Here is a 17,181-nt window from a genome sequence, read left to right as displayed (position 1 = left end):
CGCCGAGAGCCGCTGCGAAACAGCGGGAGCGCTTACCTAGACTGATGGCCATGAGCGCACCCACGGTCGACCTGATGGATTACTCGGATGTTCTCGCCCGGTTCGAGCCGGTGCTCGGCATGGAGGTCCACGTCGAGCTGTCCACCGCGACGAAGATGTTCTGCGGTTGCCCGACCGAGTTCGGCGCCCAGCCGAACACCCAGGTGTGCCCCGTGTGCCTCGGCCTGCCGGGCTCGCTGCCGGTGGTGAACGAGAAGGCCGTCGAGTCGGCGATCCGGATCGGCCTCGCGCTGAACTGCTCGATCACCCCGTGGGGCCGTTTCGCGCGCAAGAACTACTTCTACCCGGATCAGCCGAAGAACTACCAGATCAGCCAGTACGACGAACCGATAGCCACGAACGGGCACCTGGACGTGGTACTCGACGACGGAAGCACGTTCCGCGTGGAGATCGAGCGCGCGCACATGGAGGAAGACACCGGCAAGTCGGTGCACGTCGGTGGCGCGACCGGCCGCATCCACGGCGCCAGCCACTCACTGCTGGACTACAACCGGGCAGGCGTTCCGTTGATCGAGATCGTCACCAAGCCGATCACAGGTGCGGGGGAGCGCGCTCCCGAGGTGGCGCGGGCGTACGTGACCGCCTTGCGTGATCTGCTGAAGGCGCTCGGTGTGTCCGACGTCAAGATGGAGCAGGGCTCGCTGCGCTGCGATGCGAACGTTTCGCTGATGCCGGTCGGCGCAACGGAATTCGGCACCCGTACCGAGACCAAGAACGTCAACTCGCTCAGGAGCGTCGAGGTGGCGGTGCGTTTCGAAATGCGCAGACAGGCGGCGATTCTCGCAGGCGGCGGCACAATCGTTCAGGAGACCCGGCACTTCCACGAGGCCGACGGCACCACCTCGCCCGGCCGTCGCAAGGAGACCGCCGAGGACTACCGCTACTTCCCGGAGCCCGATTTGGAGCCGGTCGCGCCCGCGGCGGACTTGGTGGAACAGCTGCGCGGCACCATCCCGGAGTACCCGTGGCTGCGCCGCGCCCGCATCCAGTCCGAGTGGGGCCTGTCCGACGAGGTGATGCGCGACCTGGTCAACGCGGGCGCCCTCGACCTCATCATCGCGACCGTCGACGCGGGCGCTCCGGCCAACGAGGCGCGCTCCTGGTGGGTCGCCTACCTCACCGAGAAGGCCAAGGAACGCGACGTCGCGCTGGAGGACCTGCCGATCACCCCGGCTCAGGTCGCCGAGGTGATCAAGCTGGTCGAGGCGAAGACGGTCAACAACAAGGTCGCCAAGCAGGTCGTCGACCACGTGCTGGCCGGAGAGGGCGACCCGGCGCAGATCGTCGAGGCCAAAGGTCTCGGCATGGTCAGCGACGACAGCGCCCTGCAGGCCGAGGTCGAAAAGGCCCTCGCCGCCAACCCTGACATCGCAGACAAGATCCGCTCCGGCAAGGTGCAGGCCGCGGGCAAGATCGTCGGCGACGTCATGAAGGCGACCCGGGGCCGAGCCGACGCGGCCCGAGTCCGCGAGCTCGTCCTCGCTGCCTGCAACTAGGGGCCCCTTCATCGTGGTCGATCGACCGCGACGGAGGTGTAGGGCGTGGTCGACATGGGCGGCGTGGTGTAGCGGGCGTTCGGCAGGTACAGGTGTTCGCCGAAGGCGGCGACGGTCGTCGGTACGTCGAAGCGCGGGTCGGTGACGCGCCGTTCCACCGTGCCTGCCGTGCCCGCGGGATCGAGCGCGACGACGGCGATCGCGTTGGACCGGTTCTGGACGACGAACAATGTGCTGCCGCGCAAGAGCAGTCCGTCGCCGCCGGGCAGCGCCTCGGCGCCGAGGTCGATCTGCCGCGTCACGCCGGTAGCCGGGTCGACGCGGAACAGTCGGCCGGTCACCGACTGCATGATGATCAGTCCGGTGCCGTCCGGCGTGTGCACGATCCCGTTGGCGTTGATCGCTCCGGGCTCGTATCCGATGTCGCCGGTCAGCCGGCGTCGCACCACCGCCGTGGGCGGCGGCAGAGCCTCGTCGTCACCGAAGGGCAGGTGGTAGAGCATCGGCGCCCGGGAGTCGGTGAACCACGCGCCCGTAGGCGTGAGCACCACGTCGTTGACGAACGTGTCCGGCGGAGTTCCGAGCCGGTAGGTAGCCAGCACCGCGCCCGTGCCAGTGTCCACGACGCGGGCGTCTCCTTCGGTGCCCCCGGCGACGAACAGCCGGCCGCGGTGGTCGATGCGGAGCCCGAGCGCCGGCGTACCCGGCCCGGGGCTCAGCATGTCGCCGCGCCCGGTTACCAGGTCGGCGCGGTAGATGGAGCCGTCGGCTCGCGAGCCGAAGTAGGCCACCGGCTGCGACCCGATCGCGATACCCTCCGGCTGGAACCCGGCGGGCAGGTCGATCGTGGTAACAACCGGACGATGTGCCGCCGTCCGGTCGGTGGATACCAGCGCGGTAGCGCCGAGGCAGGCGAGCGCGGCCGAAATCGCGAGGACTCGCTTCATCTCATCGTTCCCTCTATGGTCCTGGTGGTCGGCGGATCATCCGATTCCGGATGACGTGCGGCAGTCCGGAGCGGGTTCGCGCTCAGTAGCCGACAGTGAAATGCCTGCTTTCCTGTGGATTCTCGAGCTCGTCCAGGACGGCAACGGCGAGATCTTCCGCCGAGATCCGCGACGCGCCGTCGGCGCCCGTGACGAGTGTGGTGGTGCCGCGTCGATACATTCCGGTGCGCTGTCCGGGTTCGAGAAGGGCGGGTGGGCTGAGATAGACCCAGTCGGCCGGATGCGCCCGACAGGTTTCCCATTGCGTGACGCTGGCGGCGGCGATGGTGCGGATTGCTTGCGGTACGTATTCCGGACTGTCGAGAACGAGCCGATCGGGGTGCCCCGGAATCCGGAGAGGGGCGGCGCCGCCGACGACGAGTATGCGCGTCCGGGTAGTCGTGGCCGCGTCCAGCAGCGCAATCGTAGTCGCCGTGACGGTGTGTTCCTGCCCGAGAGCCGGCCGGGTGGCGGCCACGATCGCGTCCGCGCCATGGAACAGTCCACTCATTCGGACGGAATCGTTCGCGTCGCCTTCGACTGCGGTCACCCCGGGAGGCAGGGCGGTCGACGGCTTTTTCCGGAAGATGGAGACGATCTCATGGCCGCGGTTTACGGCTTCGTCGACGACGCGTGAGCCGACCATGCCGTTGGCTCCGACGACGGCGATCTTCATTTCAGTATTCCTTCGGGTGTCGAAACAACGTTGGCTGAGCGACTGGGCACGGGAAGCTGTCCCGCGACGATCGCGGCGAGCGCGAGCCCGAAACCGACGAGTTGGGTCGGGCCGAGCGTCTGACCGAGCAGGATGGCACCGAGAACCGCCGCGACCAGCGGCGAGAGCAGGACGAGAACCGTGACCGAGGTGACAGGCAACGTACCGATGCCGCAGAACCAGAGGACATAGGCGATCAGACCGCCGACCAGTCCTAGCCAGAGGTAGCCGAGGGCAGCAGGCGGATCGATCGCGGGAGGCGGGCCCTCGACCAGAAACGTGAGGGGCAGCATGAACAGGCCTCCCGCGGTGAGTTGCCAGCCGGCGAATACGGTGGGGCCGGCCTCGGCGGGCCGTCCCCACTTTTTCGTGAGCGTCAGACCGAGCGCCATCGAGGCCGCGGCGGCAATACCCGCCACGATCCCGGCGAGGTCGAATGTCGCGTCCGGCACGATCACCACCAAGGCGACGCCGACGAGCCCGATCGCGCCCCAGACGAGGCGCCACGCGGAGGGGCTCTCGTCCAGGACGGCCACGGCCAGGGCGGCTACGACGAGCGGTTGTGCCGCCGCCAAGGTCGCGGCCACACCGCCCGGTAGGCGTTCGGCGGCGAGGAACAACAGCGGGAAGAGCAGCCCGATGTTGAGTACGCCCAGCACCGCGGCTTTGCCCCACCAGAGTCCCCGCGGCAGCGTTCGCGTGAGCGCCATGGCGATCAACCCTGCGGGCAACGCGCGCAGGAGTCCTGCGAAGAGCGGGTGTCCCGCTGGAAGAAGCTCGGTGGTGACGACGTATGTCGTGCCCCATGACGCGGGAGCGAGCGCCGTCAGGACGGTGCGAGGCAGATTTCCGAGGGGTGCGTCGCTGCCGGCTCCGCCGGAAACCATCTGTATTGCTGGACTTTTCACATTCGAAGTCTCGCCCGTCGGCGATCAATGAGTCCAACACATGTTTGTCACTTCATCGATCGTGATACACGATTGATCCATGGAGCTTCAGCAGATGCGCTACGTCGTCGCCGTCGCCGAGACGAACAGCTTCACTCGGGCCGCCGAGCGATGCCTGGTGGTCCAGTCCGCGCTGAGTCACCAGATCGCGCGCTTGGAACGGGAACTGGGCGCGAGACTCTTCGAGCGCACCAGCCGCCGGGTCCGCCTGACACCTGCCGGTGCGGCTTTCCTCCCGGCCGCCCGCCAGTGCCTGGACGCCGCCGAGCGCGCGGCGGCAGAGGTCGCCGCGGCGGTCGGAGAGGTACGTGGGCGGCTCGCCGTGGGACTGATCCCCACCGTCGCCGCGGTCGACATCCCGGATGCACTGCGTGACTTCCGCCGGCGGTACCCGCACGTGCGCATCAGCCTGCGGGTGGGCGCGAGCGAAGACCTCGTCGAGCGAGTCGAGCAAGGAGCCATCGACGTGGCTTTCCTCGGATTGCCGACCACGGCTCGACCACGAGGTGTGGTCGCCCACGAACTCGCTCGTGACCGGCTCGTCGCCGTGGTCGCACCGGACCATTCCCTCGCCGGTGCGGCGACGGTCCACCTTCGCAGGCTTTCCTCCGAGGTCTTCGTGGACCTTCCGGCCGGGACCGCCGGACGTCTCCAATCCGACCAAGCGTTCGCGGCCGCCGGTCTCGACCGCGACGTGGCCTTCGAAGTGACCAGCGCGGACTACATCGCTCGACTCGTCCGCCCCGGCCTCGCCGTAGCCATGCTTCCCTCCGCCTACGCGCCTCAGCTCGAGGGCGTAGTCACCATAGAGGTCATCGACGCACCGGCTCGTGTCGAATACGTCATCTGGAGCCGCAGCCGCCCGCCCGCAGCAACCGCTTTCCTCACCGTTCTCGGCATCGCAGCGCAGGATTCGGGCGACTCCTGAAGCGTCCCGCGGCACGCTGCCTCATGCGAGGTCGTCGACGAAATCGGGCTGGCTTTTCGTGAGAGAGCGAGACCGAGCAATCCCCGTTCGCGGCCCGGCTCGCTTCCGAGTGGCCGCCGCGTCCGCGACGAAGTCGCCAGCGGCGGTCGCTCGGACGCGAGCCATAAGGGGGCCGCGAACACGCCGCGCCCGCGCGGCCGAAGACTCAGTCCGGTCCGCCGCCACCGGCCTGCGGCGGTGGGATGCGGACGACGCGGTCGTCGAAGGGGCCCGGCTGTCCGTCGGTCTTGTTGACCGTGGTCACCCAGACGGTGCCATCGGCGCCGGCCGCCGCGCCGCCGAGCTGCCCGTACTTGTCCTGCGCCAGCAAGGTCGGCGCTGCGGTGACCGCGTGGGTATTCGGGTCGGCGGCCGCGATGGCGAGGGCCTTCGCGTGGGTCAGCGAGATCGCGACACCGTCGACGGCCGCCGCGCAGCCGGCGACACCGGGCCGGTCGGGCCAGGTCCACGCGGTGGTGACCGCGCCTGCGCCGTCTACCCGCTGCAGCCGGTCCTCGGTGGGGGTGCGGTCGGTGATCCAGATGCTGTCCGCGCCGGCGTGGCAGACGTCCCCGACGATCCCGATGCCCGAGACGGCGATCTCGGGAGCCGGTGTACGGCCCGCCGCCGGAGAGTTCACGCGCAGCAGTTTGCCCGCGAGCGAGGATGTGGAGGCCGCGGCGCCTGGGTCGCCCGCGTTCCCGGTCAGCACGAGCATCTGGTCGGGCGAGGCGAACTCGATCGCGCCACGATTTCCGCTGGAGCCCTTCGGGATTCCGGTCAGAATGTCCTTGGGCGGGCCGCCCTCCGCGATGCGGACCACCCGGTTGTCGCTGGCAGTGGTGATGTAGGCATACATCAACCCGTCTTCGCGATAGGTGGGGGAGAGCGCGATGTCGCTGAGCCCGCCGTCGGTCGAACCGTCCACGTCCAGCTCGGCGATCTCCACCGGTTGCTGGTCCGGGGCCACCTTGAGGATGCGTCCGGTCCGTCGCTCGGCGACCAGGGCACCGTCGCCGAGAATGACCAGACCACCCGTGGTGTCCAGGCAGGTCGCCACCACCGCCGGGTCCGGATCGATGCACGGCCCACTCGGCCGGGTGGTCGAGGTAGGTGGCTGGCTCGGCTTCTTGGGGTTGATTTCGGCCCCGTGCAGTGTCGGTTCCGGGGTGAACGGGCTGGACGCCGAATCGTCGAACCGGGCGCAACCGGTCAGCAGGGCGGAGGCGAGCGCCAAGCTCGCCGCGACGCGGCCCACGACAACGAAACTCATAGCTCAGACGTTACGGAAATACCGTCACGCGCGCCCCCGCCGGGTGGCTGTTGCCCGCGCACTGACACGCCGTGCCGTACACACGCCCCACGGTAGCGCGCCGCGACATAGGGTATTGGCCGTGACCGACAAGCCGAAAGACACACCCGAACCTTCGCGGGCCGAGGGCGCCACACCGTCCACGTCCGAGCAGTCGGCGGTGTCGTCCACCGGTGGCGGAGTGGGCAGCCCGTTCGATTCGCCGACCGGGCAGTTCCCTCGGGTGGATCCGTCCAAGGGTCCTTTGCTCACCAAGGATGTCCCGCGCACCGACGACGAACTCGGGCTCGACCCGGAGGTCCCGGCACCGGGCGAAAGCGCCAAAGCGCCCGCGTCCTACGGGTACGCGAGCATCCCGCCCGCCGCGAAGCCACCGAACGACACCGGCAGGCTGCGTCGGCGCACCAGCGAGAACCGCCGTGGCACACTCGATCTGGGCTTGTTTCTGCTGCGGTTGGTCGTCGGTGGCACCTTCCTCTATCACGGGCTGCAGAAGCTCGCCGGCTGGTTCCACGGCCCCGGCCTGGACGGCACCCGCGACATGATGGAGCGGGGCGGGTGGGACCATCCGACGGTGTCGACGATCCTGCTCACGGCCGGTGAAGTCGGCGGCGGTGCCCTGCTCGTCCTCGGCCTGGTGACGCCGCTGGCCGCGGGCGCGGTTCTCGCGGTGATTCTGGACGCATGGGCCTGGAAGCAGGGCATGGCTCCCGGATTCCAGTACAAGGAGGGCCCCGGCTCGGTCGAACTGGAGAGCATCCTCGCGGGCATCTCCGCCGTCATCATTCTGACCGGCCCCGGCCGCTTGTCCTTCGACCGCAACCGCGGCTGGGCCACCCGTCCCTCCGCGGGCTCCTTCGTCGTCCTCCTGCTCGCCATCGCCGCCGCAGCAGGCACCTACTGGTACCTCCACGGCGGCAACCCCCTAATCGGCATAGAACCCTTCGACTAAGCGTCGGAGAACCGAAGGACGCTCCCGCCTCTCCATGTCTTCAGGCCCTACCACTCAGGTTGCGGAGGCTTCGCGTTCAGGTCCCGCACTTCAGTGCCACTTCGGATCCGAACCCGGATTCCGGGCTACTCGACTGGTACGGCACGCCACGCAACTACTGATTTCGCAAGAACATGGGTAACTCGTCGGGCACGCCCAGAACTTGCTTGGCACCCAACGCAGGACCTGAACGCAAATCCGATGTCACTGACCAGTACGGTCTGAAGACCCGGAGAGGCGGGGGAGCACTTGGCGGACGGCGCCCTTGTCGGCCGAGGTCGCCAATGCGGCGTAGGCGCGGAGGGCGGTGGTAACCGGACGGTCGCGGTTGACCGGCTGCCAGGGACGTTCCGAGGCATCCATTTTTGCGCGGCGCTCGGCGAGGACGGCGTCGTCGACAAGGACCTCGAGCGTGCGCGTGGTGACGTCGATGCGGATCTGGTCGCCGTTCTCGACCAGGCCGATGGCGCCGCCGCTCGCCGCCTCGGGGGAGATGTGGCCGATCGACAGGCCGGAGGTGCCGCCGGAGAAACGGCCGTCGGTGATCAGCGCGCACTGCTTGCCGAGCCCCGCGCCCTTCAGGAAAGCGGTGGGGTGCAACATCTCCTGCATGCCGGGGCCACCCGAGGGGCCCTCGTAGCGGACGACGATCACGTCGCCCGGCTCGATCTTCTTGCCGAGGATGACCGATACGGCCTCTTCCTGCGACTCCACGACAACCGCGGGGCCCTGGAAGGAGAACAGCTCCTCATCGATGCCCGCGGTCTTGAGCACCGCACCGTCGGGAGCGATATTGCCGCGCAACACGACAAGGCCGCCCTCCTTCGTGTAGGCGTGCTCCAAGTCGCGGATGCAGCCGCCTTCGGCATCGGTGTCCAGTGACGACCAGCGGTTCTCGGTGGAGAAAGGCTCGGTGGTGCGCACACCGCCCGGCGCGGCGTGGAACAGCTCGAGGGCTTCCTCGGAGGCCTTGCCGGAGCGGATGTCCCAGGTGTCGAGCCACTCGTCGAAGCTCGTGGTGTGCACCGTGGTGACGTCGGTTTCCAGCAGACCGGCGCGCCGCAGCTCGCCCAGGATGGCGGGGATGCCGCCGGCCCGGTGCACGTCCTCCATGTGGTAGTCGGAGTTGGGCGACACCTTCGACAGGGTGGGCACCCGGCGGCTGGTCTCCTCGATGGTGTGCAGATCGAAGTCGATCTCACCTTCCTGCGCGGCGGCCAGCGTGTGCAGCACGGTGTTGGTCGAGCCGCCCATCGCGACGTCCAACGCCATCGCGTTTCGGAAAGCCTTGGCATCGGCCACGTTTCGCGGCAGCACCGAGGCATCGTCCGCGCGGTACCAGCGATTGGCGATGTCCACCACCACGGTGCCCGCCTTCTCGAACAGCGCCCGGCGTGCGGCGTGCGTCGCCAGCGTGGAGCCGTTGCCGGGCAGCGCGAGACCCAATGCTTCGGTGAGGCAGTTCATGGAGTTCGCGGTGAACATGCCCGAACACGAGCCACAGGTCGGGCACGCGGAACGCTCGACCTCGCTCAAACCCTCTTCGGACACCGCCTGATTCGCGCTCGCGGAGATCGCGGTGATCAGGTCGGTCGGCGCCTGCGCGACACCGCCCACGACCACGGCTTTGCCTGCCTCCATCGGCCCGCCGGAGACGAACACCGTCGGAATGTTCAGACGCATCGCGGCATTCAACATGCCCGGCGTGATCTTGTCGCAGTTCGAGATGCACACCAGCGCGTCGGCGGTGTGCGCGTTCACCATGTATTCCACCGAGTCGGCGATGATCTCGCGCGAGGGTAGCGAGTAGAGCATGCCGCCGTGGCCCATGGCGATGCCGTCGTCGACGGCGATGGTGTGGAACTCGCGCGGTACCCCACCGGCGGCGCGCACCGAGTCGGCCACGATCTCGCCGACGTTCTTCAGGTGCACGTGGCCGGGCACGAACTGGGTGTAGGAGTTCGCGATCGCGACGATCGGCTTGCCGAAGTCGGAGTCGGTCATACCGGTGGCCCGCCAAAGCGCGCGGGCGCCCGCGGCATTGCGGCCGATGGTCGTGGTTCGGGAACGAAGCGGTGGCATTTCGATGGTCCTCGGGTCGCGGGGGGCTCTTGTGCGGTGGCCGGACGTTCGTCCGTCCAAGCGCTCTTTGCGGTGGCCGGAAAACGTTCGTCCGTCCAAGCGCTCTTTGCGACTGCGCAGAGTTTGCTCGGCGGCGCTCCCACGCTACTCCCGCGGGTGGGTACGTCTACATGCCGGTCGCTTCACCCGTGCGGCAGCCGTGGGTAGGTCTCTCGGTGTCAGCCCGTGATTATTGAGTCGCCGCCGGGGGTGTGGTCGGCGTCGACGGTTTTACCGGAGGTGCCGGACCGTCGAGGGGCGATGGGTGAGAACGAGGATCGATGCTTCCAACGAGATCATCCCATCACCTGACCGCAACACTCTACCGTCGGAAGATGTTCCGCTGCTGACGGTCGCGGTGTTTCGCGGCCCCTGTGGTCCGTGCGGGCCTATGAGTGGTTACCGTCGCCCGTGGTATCGGCGTTCTCGGTTTCGAAAGTCTTCGCGACCCCATTGGTTCTCGGTTCGTTCTCTGCGGGCACGGCCGTGCTCGCGCTGGGCTCGGCCGCTTCATCGGCTGTGGGCTCGGCGGTGGAACCGGCCCCGATGACTTCCTCCGGCCCCGCGAACGGGTTCGGGATCCGCCCGTTGGACGCCGCCGCCAGATCGCGCAACCGGTCGTAACCCACCGCGGGCAACTTCACCTCGGTGCCATCGGTCAGATCGGCGAGCACGTATCCACGTTTCGGGATCCGCACGCCTTTCACCTGTGCCCAATCCAGATGGCGGGATCCCAACAGCGTCCGCAGGTCCAGTCCCGCGTCCGATACGGAGGTCTGCGTCCGCAACACCCATACGAGCACGACGACGGGGATCAGCAACAGCCACCAGAGCCCGGCCGGCCAGCCGACGAACGGGAAGAATGCGCACATCAGCAGGATGAATACGCCGAGGAAGGCCAGTCGTGGGATGCGGATCACACGGGTGGTCGAGGCGCTACCCGTCTCCGCTCCCGTGGCGGGCGTATGGGACGATTCAGAAGGTGGCACGGACTGATGCGGTGATGACACACCACCATCCTCGCATCCTGGTGAACGGACACAAGCAACCACACTGTCCCACATAATGGGACGCCATAGGTCATCTGTTTGACTCTTCGGTTCACGCCCGCTTAACGTCGTGCGCGTGAATCGAAACGAGTTGCTCGTAATCGGCCGGCGCGTCCAGCGTTGAGCCTGACACTCTGAGTCGAATACGTCAGCTCGCGTTGCGACGCGCCACCCTCGTTCAGCCCTGTGCTGACGGGGGCTTTTTTATGTTCGGAGAATTGTTCGACATGGCGAGGCGCAAGACACCGCGTTTGCGGTGGCCGGGCGGCTGTCCAGGTGCTCTTTGCGAGGGCCGGATGTCGTCCGTCCCAGCGCCGCGAGGCACAAAATCCGGGGTCAGAACGACTACCAGTAAGGAACGAAGACGGTGAGCGCACCTACCGCACGGCCCGGGCCTTCGGCCCGCAGGCCAGCGCCTTCGGCGAATCAGCAGGCATCGCCCGCTGCCAACACGACATCCGCGGCCAACCGCCGCCAGGCCCCGCCCGAGCGGGTCACCGGTGCGCAGTCGGTCGTACGGTCGCTCGAGGAGCTCGGCGTCGACACTGTATTCGGCATTCCAGGCGGCGCGATCCTTCCTCTATACGACCCGTTGTTCGACTCCAAAGTGCGGCATGTCCTCGTCCGGCACGAGCAGGGCGCCGGCCACGCGGCTACCGGCTACGCGCAGGCCACCGGCAAGGTCGGTGTGTGCATGGCCACATCAGGCCCCGGCGCGACCAACCTGGTTACCCCGATCGCCGACGCGCAGATGGACTCGGTCCCGATCGTGGCCATCACCGGCCAGGTCGGCCGCAGCCTGATCGGCACCGACGCGTTCCAGGAAGCCGACATCTCCGGCATCACCATGCCGATCACCAAGCACAACTTCCTGATCACCGAGGGTATCGACATCCCGAGGATCATCGCCGAGGCGTTCTATCTGGCCGCGTCCGGCCGCCCCGGCGCCGTGCTCGTCGACATCCCCAAAGACGTGCTGCAGGCGCAGACCACCTTCAGCTGGCCCCCGGAGATGCGGCTACCCGGCTACCGGCCGGTCACCAAGCCGCACGGCAAGCAGGTGCGCGAAGCCGCGCGGATGATCATGGAGTCCAAGGCACCGGTGCTCTACGTCGGCGGCGGCGTGATCAAGGCCGACGCATCGCCGGAGCTGCTGCAGCTGGCCGAGCTGACCGGCATCCCGGTGGTCACCACGCTGATGGCGCGCGGTGCCTTCCCGGACAGCCACCGGCTGAACATGGGCATGCCCGGAATGCACGGCACTGTGGGCGCGGTTGGGGCACTGCAGAAGTCGGACCTGCTGATCACCCTCGGCGCCCGCTTCGACGACCGCGTCACCGGCCAGCTGGACTCCTTCGCGCCCGGCGCCAAGGTCATCCACGCCGATATCGACCCGGCCGAGATCGGCAAGAACCGGCACGCCGACGTCCCGATCGTCGGCGACTGCCGCGAGGTGATCGTTGAGCTGATCGAGACGCTGAAAGCCGATCCGGCGGCGGGCGACGCGCCGCTGCTGTCGCTGGACGAGTGGTGGACCTACCTCGACGGCATCCGCGACGCGTACCCGCTGGGCTGGACCCCACCGGCGGACGGGTCGCTGTCGCCGGAGTTCGTCATCGAGGCGCTGGGTCGCCTGGCCGGTCCCGACGCGATCTACTGCGCGGGCGTCGGCCAGCATCAGATGTGGGCAGCCCAGTTCATCAAGTACGAGAAGCCGCGCACCTGGCTGAACTCCGGCGGTCTCGGCACCATGGGCTACGCCGTCCCGGCCGCCATGGGCGCCAAGATGGGCAAGCCGGACACCGAGGTGTGGGCGGTCGACGGTGACGGCTGTTTCCAGATGACCAACCAGGAGTTGGCCACCTGCGCGGTCGAAGGCGTTCCGATCAAGGTCGCCCTGATCAACAACGGCAACCTCGGCATGGTCCGACAATGGCAGACGCTGTTCTACCAGGAGCGCTACTCCAACACCGACCTGCGCACGCACTCCCTGCGCATCCCCGACTTCGTGAAGCTCGCGGAAGCCCTCGGCTGCCACGGCATCCGCGTCGAGCGGGAAGAGGACGTGGAGCCCGCCATCCGGGAGGCCCAGTCGATCACCGACCGACCGGTGGTGATCGACTTCATCGTCGGCAAGGACGCCCAGGTGTGGCCGATGGTCCCCGCGGGCACCAGCAACGATGAAATCATGGCCGCTCGCGGCATCCGCCCGCTGTTCGACGAGGACGAGCAGGCCGTCGAGCCCGCCATCATCGATGAGGCGATGTCGCACGAGAAGAACAGGTGAACGTAAGGATGAGTACCACCCACACCCTCAGCGTTCTCGTCGAGGACAAACCGGGCGTGCTGGCGCGGGTCGCGGCCCTGTTCTCCCGCCGCGGCTTCAATATCGAGTCGCTGGCGGTCGGCGGCACCGAGCTGCCCGAGGTCTCGCGCATGACCATCGTCGTCACCGTCGAGGACTTGCCGCTCGAACAGGTCACCAAGCAGCTCAACAAGCTGGTGAACGTCATCAAGATCGTGGAGCAGGACGCCGACAGCTCCGTGGCCCGCGAACTGATCCTGGTGAAGGTGCGCGCCGACGCCAGCGTGCGGACGCAGGTCATCGAGGCTGTCGGGCTGTTCCGCGCCAAGGTGATCGACGTGTCCCCGGACGCGCTCACCGTCGAGGCGACCGGAACCCGGTCCAAGCTCGACGCGCTGCTGCGCATGCTCGAACCGTATGGCGTGCGGGAGATCGTGCAGTCCGGCGTGGTGGCCGTCGGCCGCGGTCCGAAGTCGATCACGGCGACGCGCTAGTCTGGCTTCGATCTACGGTCGGCGTACGGCGCTCCCCGCGCAGACGCGGGGGATCCGATTGATCCGAAACAGTACAAACCCATCACCTGCGTCAAGCACGGTGTGCCCCGCTTCGGCGGGGACGATCCTCCAGAAGGGAAACCAACCACAGTGGCAGTCGAGATGTTCTATGACGACGACGCCGACCTGTCGATCATCCAGGGCCGCAAGGTCGCTGTCATCGGCTACGGCAGCCAAGGCCACGCGCACTCGCTGAGCCTGCGTGACTCCGGCGTCGAGGTTCGGGTCGGCCTCGCGGAGGGTTCCAAGTCGCGTCCGAAGGCCGAGGAGGCGGGCCTGACCGTCGGCACTCCGGCCGAGGTCTCCGAGTGGGCCGACGTCATCATGGTGCTCGCGCCAGACACCGCGCAGGCGTCGATCTTCGCAGGCGACATCGAACCGAACCTGAAGGACGGCGACGCGCTGTTCTTCGGCCACGGCCTCAACATCCACTTCGGCCTGATCAAGCCGCCGGCCAACGTCACCATCGGCATGGTCGCGCCGAAGGGCCCCGGCCACCTGGTGCGCCGCCAGTTCGTCGACGGCAAGGGTGTTCCCGCCCTGATCGCCATCGACCAGGACCCGAAGGGTGAGGGCCAGGCGCTGGCGCTGTCCTACGCCAAGGGCATCGGCGGCACCCGCGCGGGCGTCATCAAGACCACCTTCAAGGAAGAGACCGAGACCGACCTGTTCGGTGAGCAGGCCGTGCTCTGCGGTGGTACCGAGGAACTGGTCAAGACCGGTTTCGAGGTCATGGTCGAGGCCGGGTACGCGCCGGAGATGGCCTACTTCGAGGTGCTGCACGAGCTCAAGCTGATCGTCGACCTGATGTACGAGGGCGGCATCGCGCGCATGAACTACTCGGTGTCCGACACCGCCGAGTTCGGCGGTTACCTGTCGGGGCCGCGGGTCATCGACGCCGACACCAAGAAGCGCATGCAGGACATCCTCAAGGACATCCAGGACGGCAGCTTCGTCAAGCGCCTCGTCGCCAATGTCGAGGGCGGTAACAAGGAGCTCGAGGCGCTGCGCAAGCAGAACGCCGAGCACCCGATCGAGGTTACCGGCGCCAAGCTGCGCAGCCTGATGAGCTGGGTGGATCGCCCGATCACCGAAACCGCCTGAGGTTTCACCGTTGCGCTTGCCGCGCACACGAATCTGGAAGGCCCGTTCCTCGGGAAGGAACGGGCCTTCTGGCATTGCCGCGGCCACGGTTTAAGGCGGTAGGCTGGTGTCGTGTCGGAAGAAACGCCAGGTCAGCGGTTGCGCCTCGCATTCGAGATGTATGAGTTCGGCGTGCGCATGCAGCGTATGCGAATCCGCAGAGAGCATGCTGACGCGACCGAGGCCAAAATCGAGGAAGCCGTTCATGACTGGCTTCTCTCGCGCCCAGGTGCACCGCTTGGCGACGCGGTGGGGCAGCCCTCGCCACGGTTCGCATGAACGAACTCGAAGCCGCGCTCCGACGCGCGACGGCGGATCTCGGCCGCCTCGGCTATGGTTGCGCGCTCGTAGGGGGATTCCGGTTTCGGTGCGATCCGCACCGCGGTTCACCCACGATATCGATCTGGCGGTGGCCGTCGAAGATGACCGCGCTGCCGAGGATTTGGTTCGCCGGCTTATCTCCGAGGGCTATGGCTTCGATGCATCGGTAGAGCATGACAACGGCAGGCTGGCCACCATCCGACTCAAACGGAACATGGATGGCATACCGGTCTTGGTCGATCTCTTGTTCGCCAGTTCAGGAATTGAGCCGGAGATCGTGCGTGCAGCTGAGAACCTGGCCGCACGGTGGCCCGCTCCGGAATCGGAGTGTTCCGGGGGTGTCAGACGGCTACAGCCCGGTACCTAGGTACCGGGCTGTAGCCGTGCTTCTAGCTACTGCCGAACAGGCCGGGTGGCCGGTTCTGGCGGAACTGGTCGAACAGGCCGCCGCCCCAACCGGGGAACGGTCCGTTGTTGCAGTTCCAGTCCTGGAATGGTCCGAAGTCGCAGTCGCGATCGTGCCAATGGCGGTTGTGCCTGACCTCGGAAACGCCCGGTGCCCCGGGGTCGGCGGAGGCGGGGATGGCCAAGGCGGTCAACGGAACTACGGCGATTGCACCGGCGACGGCTACCCTGGCCAGGGTCCGGCGCGCAGCGCTGGTTGTCGAGAACAACGTGGATCCTTTCACTCTGCGGTGAGCTATCTGCTCACCATCCCCCGTTGCCGGTCTGTCCGCTGTGTACCGCAGACAGGTCGGGATAGAGTGTGTCGCCGCTGCTTCCAGGGCAGGTCTACCGGCGGGGCAGCGACTGCACGCCTTCACTCTTGCGCACATCTCGCGAAAGATCACGGGGGTTGGCTCCCCTGGGGAGAAAATCAAACCGCAGAACTAGGGGCACCCCCTTAGGGGATCAGTCGAAAATCGGCAGCACGGTGTCGACGACCGTCGCCGGGACGGGTAGTGAGGCGAGCACGCCAGCCGGACTGAGGTGGCGTTGCAACGCGCGCTGGTGCGCCGCACCCACCAGCAGAAGCGCTGCCGCGCGAAGGTTTACGGTGTCGGACGCGTTCGGGCGTGCCGCGCGGAGTCTCGCTTCCAAGGCGTCGACCGCGCGGTGCGGACCGATGTCCGCCTCTTGGACACGGTCGAGGTATTTCGCGCGGAGTTCGGCGTCGGACTGGATCGCGGCGGCGACCGGAATCGTCGCGACAAAGAAATTCTCCAGTGCTTCCATCAGCGCGACGAGATACGCGCGGAGCTCACCGTGCCCATCGACCTCGCCGAGCACGTCCTTGAACGGACGCAGGTGCTGCTGAACCACTGCTTGCAACAACCCGATGCGGTCACCGAAGTGATAGAAGATGCTCGACTCGGCGACACCCGCGCGCTTCGCGACTTCCTTGGTGGACAACCTGGCGACACCCGCCTCCGTGAGGATCTGTTGCGCGGCGGCGATCACCGCTTCCCGTACCCCGGTCGGCGGGCGCCCGCGGGTGCGTCCTGCCGTGCGACCGGATGTCTGCACCATCTCCTCCTGATGTCTCGTCGCTGAACCCTTGCAGTATGCCCGATGCCGTCGTATTTTCTGAGTATAGACTCAGTAAATAACGGAGGTGTACCCCGTGTCCCATCCAACTTCGACAAGGCCGTCCCAATCCCGCACGCAACGCACGGGCGATGCGCTCGTCCGTTTGCTGCTCCGATCTCCGCTGCACCGGGTGGTCAGCGGAAAGTTGCTGTTGGTGACCGTGATCGGGCGCAAGTCCGGTCGCGAATACACCAATCCCGTCGGGTATGCCGAGCACGACGGACAAGTGTTGGTCGGCACGAGCGCGGGGTGGCGGCGGAATCTGCGTGACGGAGAATCCGTCCGTGTTCGTCTGCGCGGCAGAGATATTCGTGCTCGAGCCGAAGTGATTGCCGACGAAGACCGGCTGGCGGCTCTGGTTCCGGTGGTCGTCTCCGCGAATCCGATCCACGGGCGATTCGCGGGTATCGAGTTGGCACCGGACGGCGGGGTGAATCCCATCGATCTGCGGCGGGCGGTCGCCAACGGATATGTGATCGTTTGCCTACGGCCGGTGTGAGTTCCGCTGGACTCGTGGTCCGGGTGGGCGTGGTTCCGGCAATCTCCTGAGTGGGCGGGGGCATGAGTAGGCGCAGGCTGCTCGCGTTCTTCGGGGGTGAATTAATAGGGTGGTTGAACGGGTCG

Annotated in this window: 16 protein-coding genes; 8 read left to right on the top strand and 8 right to left on the bottom strand. The window is 67.2% G+C overall.

Going from position 1 to position 17,181, the window contains the following annotated elements; genetic code table 11:
• Positions 1-50 precede the first annotated feature (50 nt).
• Positions 51-1,556, top strand: coding sequence for an Asp-tRNA(Asn)/Glu-tRNA(Gln) amidotransferase subunit GatB (gene gatB / locus AB4Z47_RS00460; RefSeq protein ID WP_441947136.1), 1,506 nt, complete (start codon positions 51-53; stop codon positions 1,554-1,556).
• 8 nt (positions 1,557-1,564) lie between these two features.
• Here the strand turns inward: gatB and AB4Z47_RS00455 are convergent, their stop codons facing one another.
• The 3 genes from AB4Z47_RS00455 to AB4Z47_RS00445 form a co-directional block, all read right to left on the bottom strand.
• Positions 1,565-2,503, bottom strand: coding sequence for an SMP-30/gluconolactonase/LRE family protein (locus AB4Z47_RS00455; protein WP_441947135.1), 939 nt, complete (start codon positions 2,501-2,503; stop codon positions 1,565-1,567).
• A gap of 82 nt (positions 2,504-2,585) precedes the next feature.
• A complete protein-coding gene (locus tag AB4Z47_RS00450) occupies positions 2,586-3,218 on the bottom strand; it encodes an NAD(P)-dependent oxidoreductase (RefSeq protein WP_441947134.1) in 633 nt (210 codons plus the stop codon).
• The gene (locus AB4Z47_RS00445) at positions 3,215-4,165 is read right to left on the bottom strand and encodes an EamA family transporter (protein ID WP_441947133.1); all 951 of its coding nucleotides are present in this window, start codon (positions 4,163-4,165) and stop codon (positions 3,215-3,217) included. Before AB4Z47_RS00445 ends, AB4Z47_RS00450 begins: the two co-directional genes overlap by 4 nt.
• Before the next feature lie 79 nt (positions 4,166-4,244).
• Here AB4Z47_RS00445 and AB4Z47_RS00440 point away from each other — a divergent pair, with 79 nt between their 5' ends.
• Complete coding sequence (locus AB4Z47_RS00440) at positions 4,245-5,132, top strand: LysR family transcriptional regulator (RefSeq protein ID WP_441947132.1); 888 nt, start codon at positions 4,245-4,247, stop codon at positions 5,130-5,132.
• 205 nt (positions 5,133-5,337) lie between these two features.
• On the opposite strand, the gene AB4Z47_RS00435 is transcribed toward AB4Z47_RS00440, so the two are convergent.
• Positions 5,338-6,444: a PQQ-dependent sugar dehydrogenase gene (locus AB4Z47_RS00435; RefSeq protein WP_441947131.1), complete on the bottom strand. Its 1,107-nt coding sequence runs from the start codon at positions 6,442-6,444 to the stop codon at positions 5,338-5,340.
• A 121-nt stretch (positions 6,445-6,565) separates the two neighbouring features.
• Here AB4Z47_RS00435 and AB4Z47_RS00430 point away from each other — a divergent pair, with 121 nt between their 5' ends.
• Positions 6,566-7,435 carry a DoxX family protein gene (locus AB4Z47_RS00430; protein ID WP_441947130.1) on the top strand — a complete coding sequence of 290 codons (870 nt, stop codon included), beginning with the start codon at positions 6,566-6,568 and terminating at the stop codon, positions 7,433-7,435.
• Between the two features lie 243 nt (positions 7,436-7,678).
• Here the strand turns inward: AB4Z47_RS00430 and ilvD are convergent, their stop codons facing one another.
• Together ilvD and AB4Z47_RS00420 are read right to left on the bottom strand one after the other, a co-directional pair.
• On the bottom strand, positions 7,679-9,556 hold the full coding sequence (gene ilvD, locus AB4Z47_RS00425) for a dihydroxy-acid dehydratase (RefSeq protein WP_441947129.1): 1,878 nt from the start codon (positions 9,554-9,556) through the stop codon (positions 7,679-7,681).
• A 428-nt stretch (positions 9,557-9,984) separates the two neighbouring features.
• Positions 9,985-10,605, bottom strand: a complete 621-nt coding sequence (locus AB4Z47_RS00420; RefSeq protein WP_441947128.1) for a PH domain-containing protein — start codon at positions 10,603-10,605, stop codon at positions 9,985-9,987.
• Between the two features lie 406 nt (positions 10,606-11,011).
• Here AB4Z47_RS00420 and AB4Z47_RS00415 point away from each other — a divergent pair, with 406 nt between their 5' ends.
• From AB4Z47_RS00415 to AB4Z47_RS00400, 4 genes are all read left to right on the top strand, one after another.
• Positions 11,012-12,931, top strand: coding sequence for an acetolactate synthase large subunit (locus AB4Z47_RS00415; protein WP_441947127.1), 1,920 nt, complete (start codon positions 11,012-11,014; stop codon positions 12,929-12,931).
• Positions 12,932-12,939: 8 nt separating this feature from the next.
• Positions 12,940-13,443, top strand: a complete 504-nt coding sequence (ilvN, locus tag AB4Z47_RS00410) for an acetolactate synthase small subunit (protein ID WP_441947126.1) — start codon at positions 12,940-12,942, stop codon at positions 13,441-13,443.
• Positions 13,444-13,605: 162 nt separating this feature from the next.
• Positions 13,606-14,607 carry a ketol-acid reductoisomerase gene (ilvC, locus tag AB4Z47_RS00405; protein ID WP_441947322.1) on the top strand — a complete coding sequence of 334 codons (1,002 nt, stop codon included), beginning with the start codon at positions 13,606-13,608 and terminating at the stop codon, positions 14,605-14,607.
• 111 nt (positions 14,608-14,718) lie between these two features.
• Positions 14,719-14,925 carry a hypothetical protein gene (locus tag AB4Z47_RS00400; protein ID WP_441947125.1) on the top strand — a complete coding sequence of 69 codons (207 nt, stop codon included), beginning with the start codon at positions 14,719-14,721 and terminating at the stop codon, positions 14,923-14,925.
• Between the two features lie 431 nt (positions 14,926-15,356).
• Here AB4Z47_RS00400 and AB4Z47_RS00395 read toward each other — a convergent pair whose 3' ends face one another.
• Together AB4Z47_RS00395 and AB4Z47_RS00390 are read right to left on the bottom strand one after the other, a co-directional pair.
• Entirely contained in the window at positions 15,357-15,641 is a 285-nt protein-coding gene (locus AB4Z47_RS00395) for a hypothetical protein (protein WP_441947124.1), read from the bottom strand.
• Between the two features lie 238 nt (positions 15,642-15,879).
• Positions 15,880-16,494, bottom strand: coding sequence for a TetR/AcrR family transcriptional regulator (locus AB4Z47_RS00390; protein WP_441947123.1), 615 nt, complete (start codon positions 16,492-16,494; stop codon positions 15,880-15,882).
• Between the two features lie 97 nt (positions 16,495-16,591).
• Here AB4Z47_RS00390 and AB4Z47_RS00385 point away from each other — a divergent pair, with 97 nt between their 5' ends.
• Positions 16,592-17,056, top strand: coding sequence for a nitroreductase family deazaflavin-dependent oxidoreductase (locus AB4Z47_RS00385; RefSeq protein ID WP_441947122.1), 465 nt, complete (start codon positions 16,592-16,594; stop codon positions 17,054-17,056).
• The last annotated feature ends 125 nt before the right edge of the window (positions 17,057-17,181 follow it).

The sequence above is a fragment of the Nocardia sp. 2TAF39 genome (genome assembly GCF_052114905.1).
Classification (GTDB): domain Bacteria; phylum Actinomycetota; class Actinomycetes; order Mycobacteriales; family Mycobacteriaceae; genus Nocardia.
The sequence above is the reverse complement of the archived record's forward strand: the minus strand, read 5'-3'. Positions and strand labels throughout refer to the sequence as shown.

Bases quoted from the DNA above. Each gene is read 5' to 3' on its own strand.
- gatB (WP_441947136.1), top strand. From the start codon at position 51: ATGAGCGCACCCACGGTCGACCTGATGGATTACTCGGATGTTCTCGCC.
- ilvC (WP_441947322.1), top strand. From the start codon at position 13,606: ATGTTCTATGACGACGACGCCGACCTGTCGATCATCCAGGGCCGCAAG.
- ilvD (WP_441947129.1), bottom strand. From the start codon at position 9,556: ATGCCACCGCTTCGTTCCCGAACCACGACCATCGGCCGCAATGCCGCG.
- AB4Z47_RS00440 (WP_441947132.1), top strand. From the start codon at position 4,245: ATGGAGCTTCAGCAGATGCGCTACGTCGTCGCCGTCGCCGAGACGAAC.
- AB4Z47_RS00455 (WP_441947135.1), bottom strand. From the start codon at position 2,503: ATGAAGCGAGTCCTCGCGATTTCGGCCGCGCTCGCCTGCCTCGGCGCT.
- ilvN (WP_441947126.1), top strand. From the start codon at position 12,940: ATGAGTACCACCCACACCCTCAGCGTTCTCGTCGAGGACAAACCGGGC.
- AB4Z47_RS00450 (WP_441947134.1), bottom strand. From the start codon at position 3,218: ATGAAGATCGCCGTCGTCGGAGCCAACGGCATGGTCGGCTCACGCGTC.
- AB4Z47_RS00435 (WP_441947131.1), bottom strand. From the start codon at position 6,444: ATGAGTTTCGTTGTCGTGGGCCGCGTCGCGGCGAGCTTGGCGCTCGCC.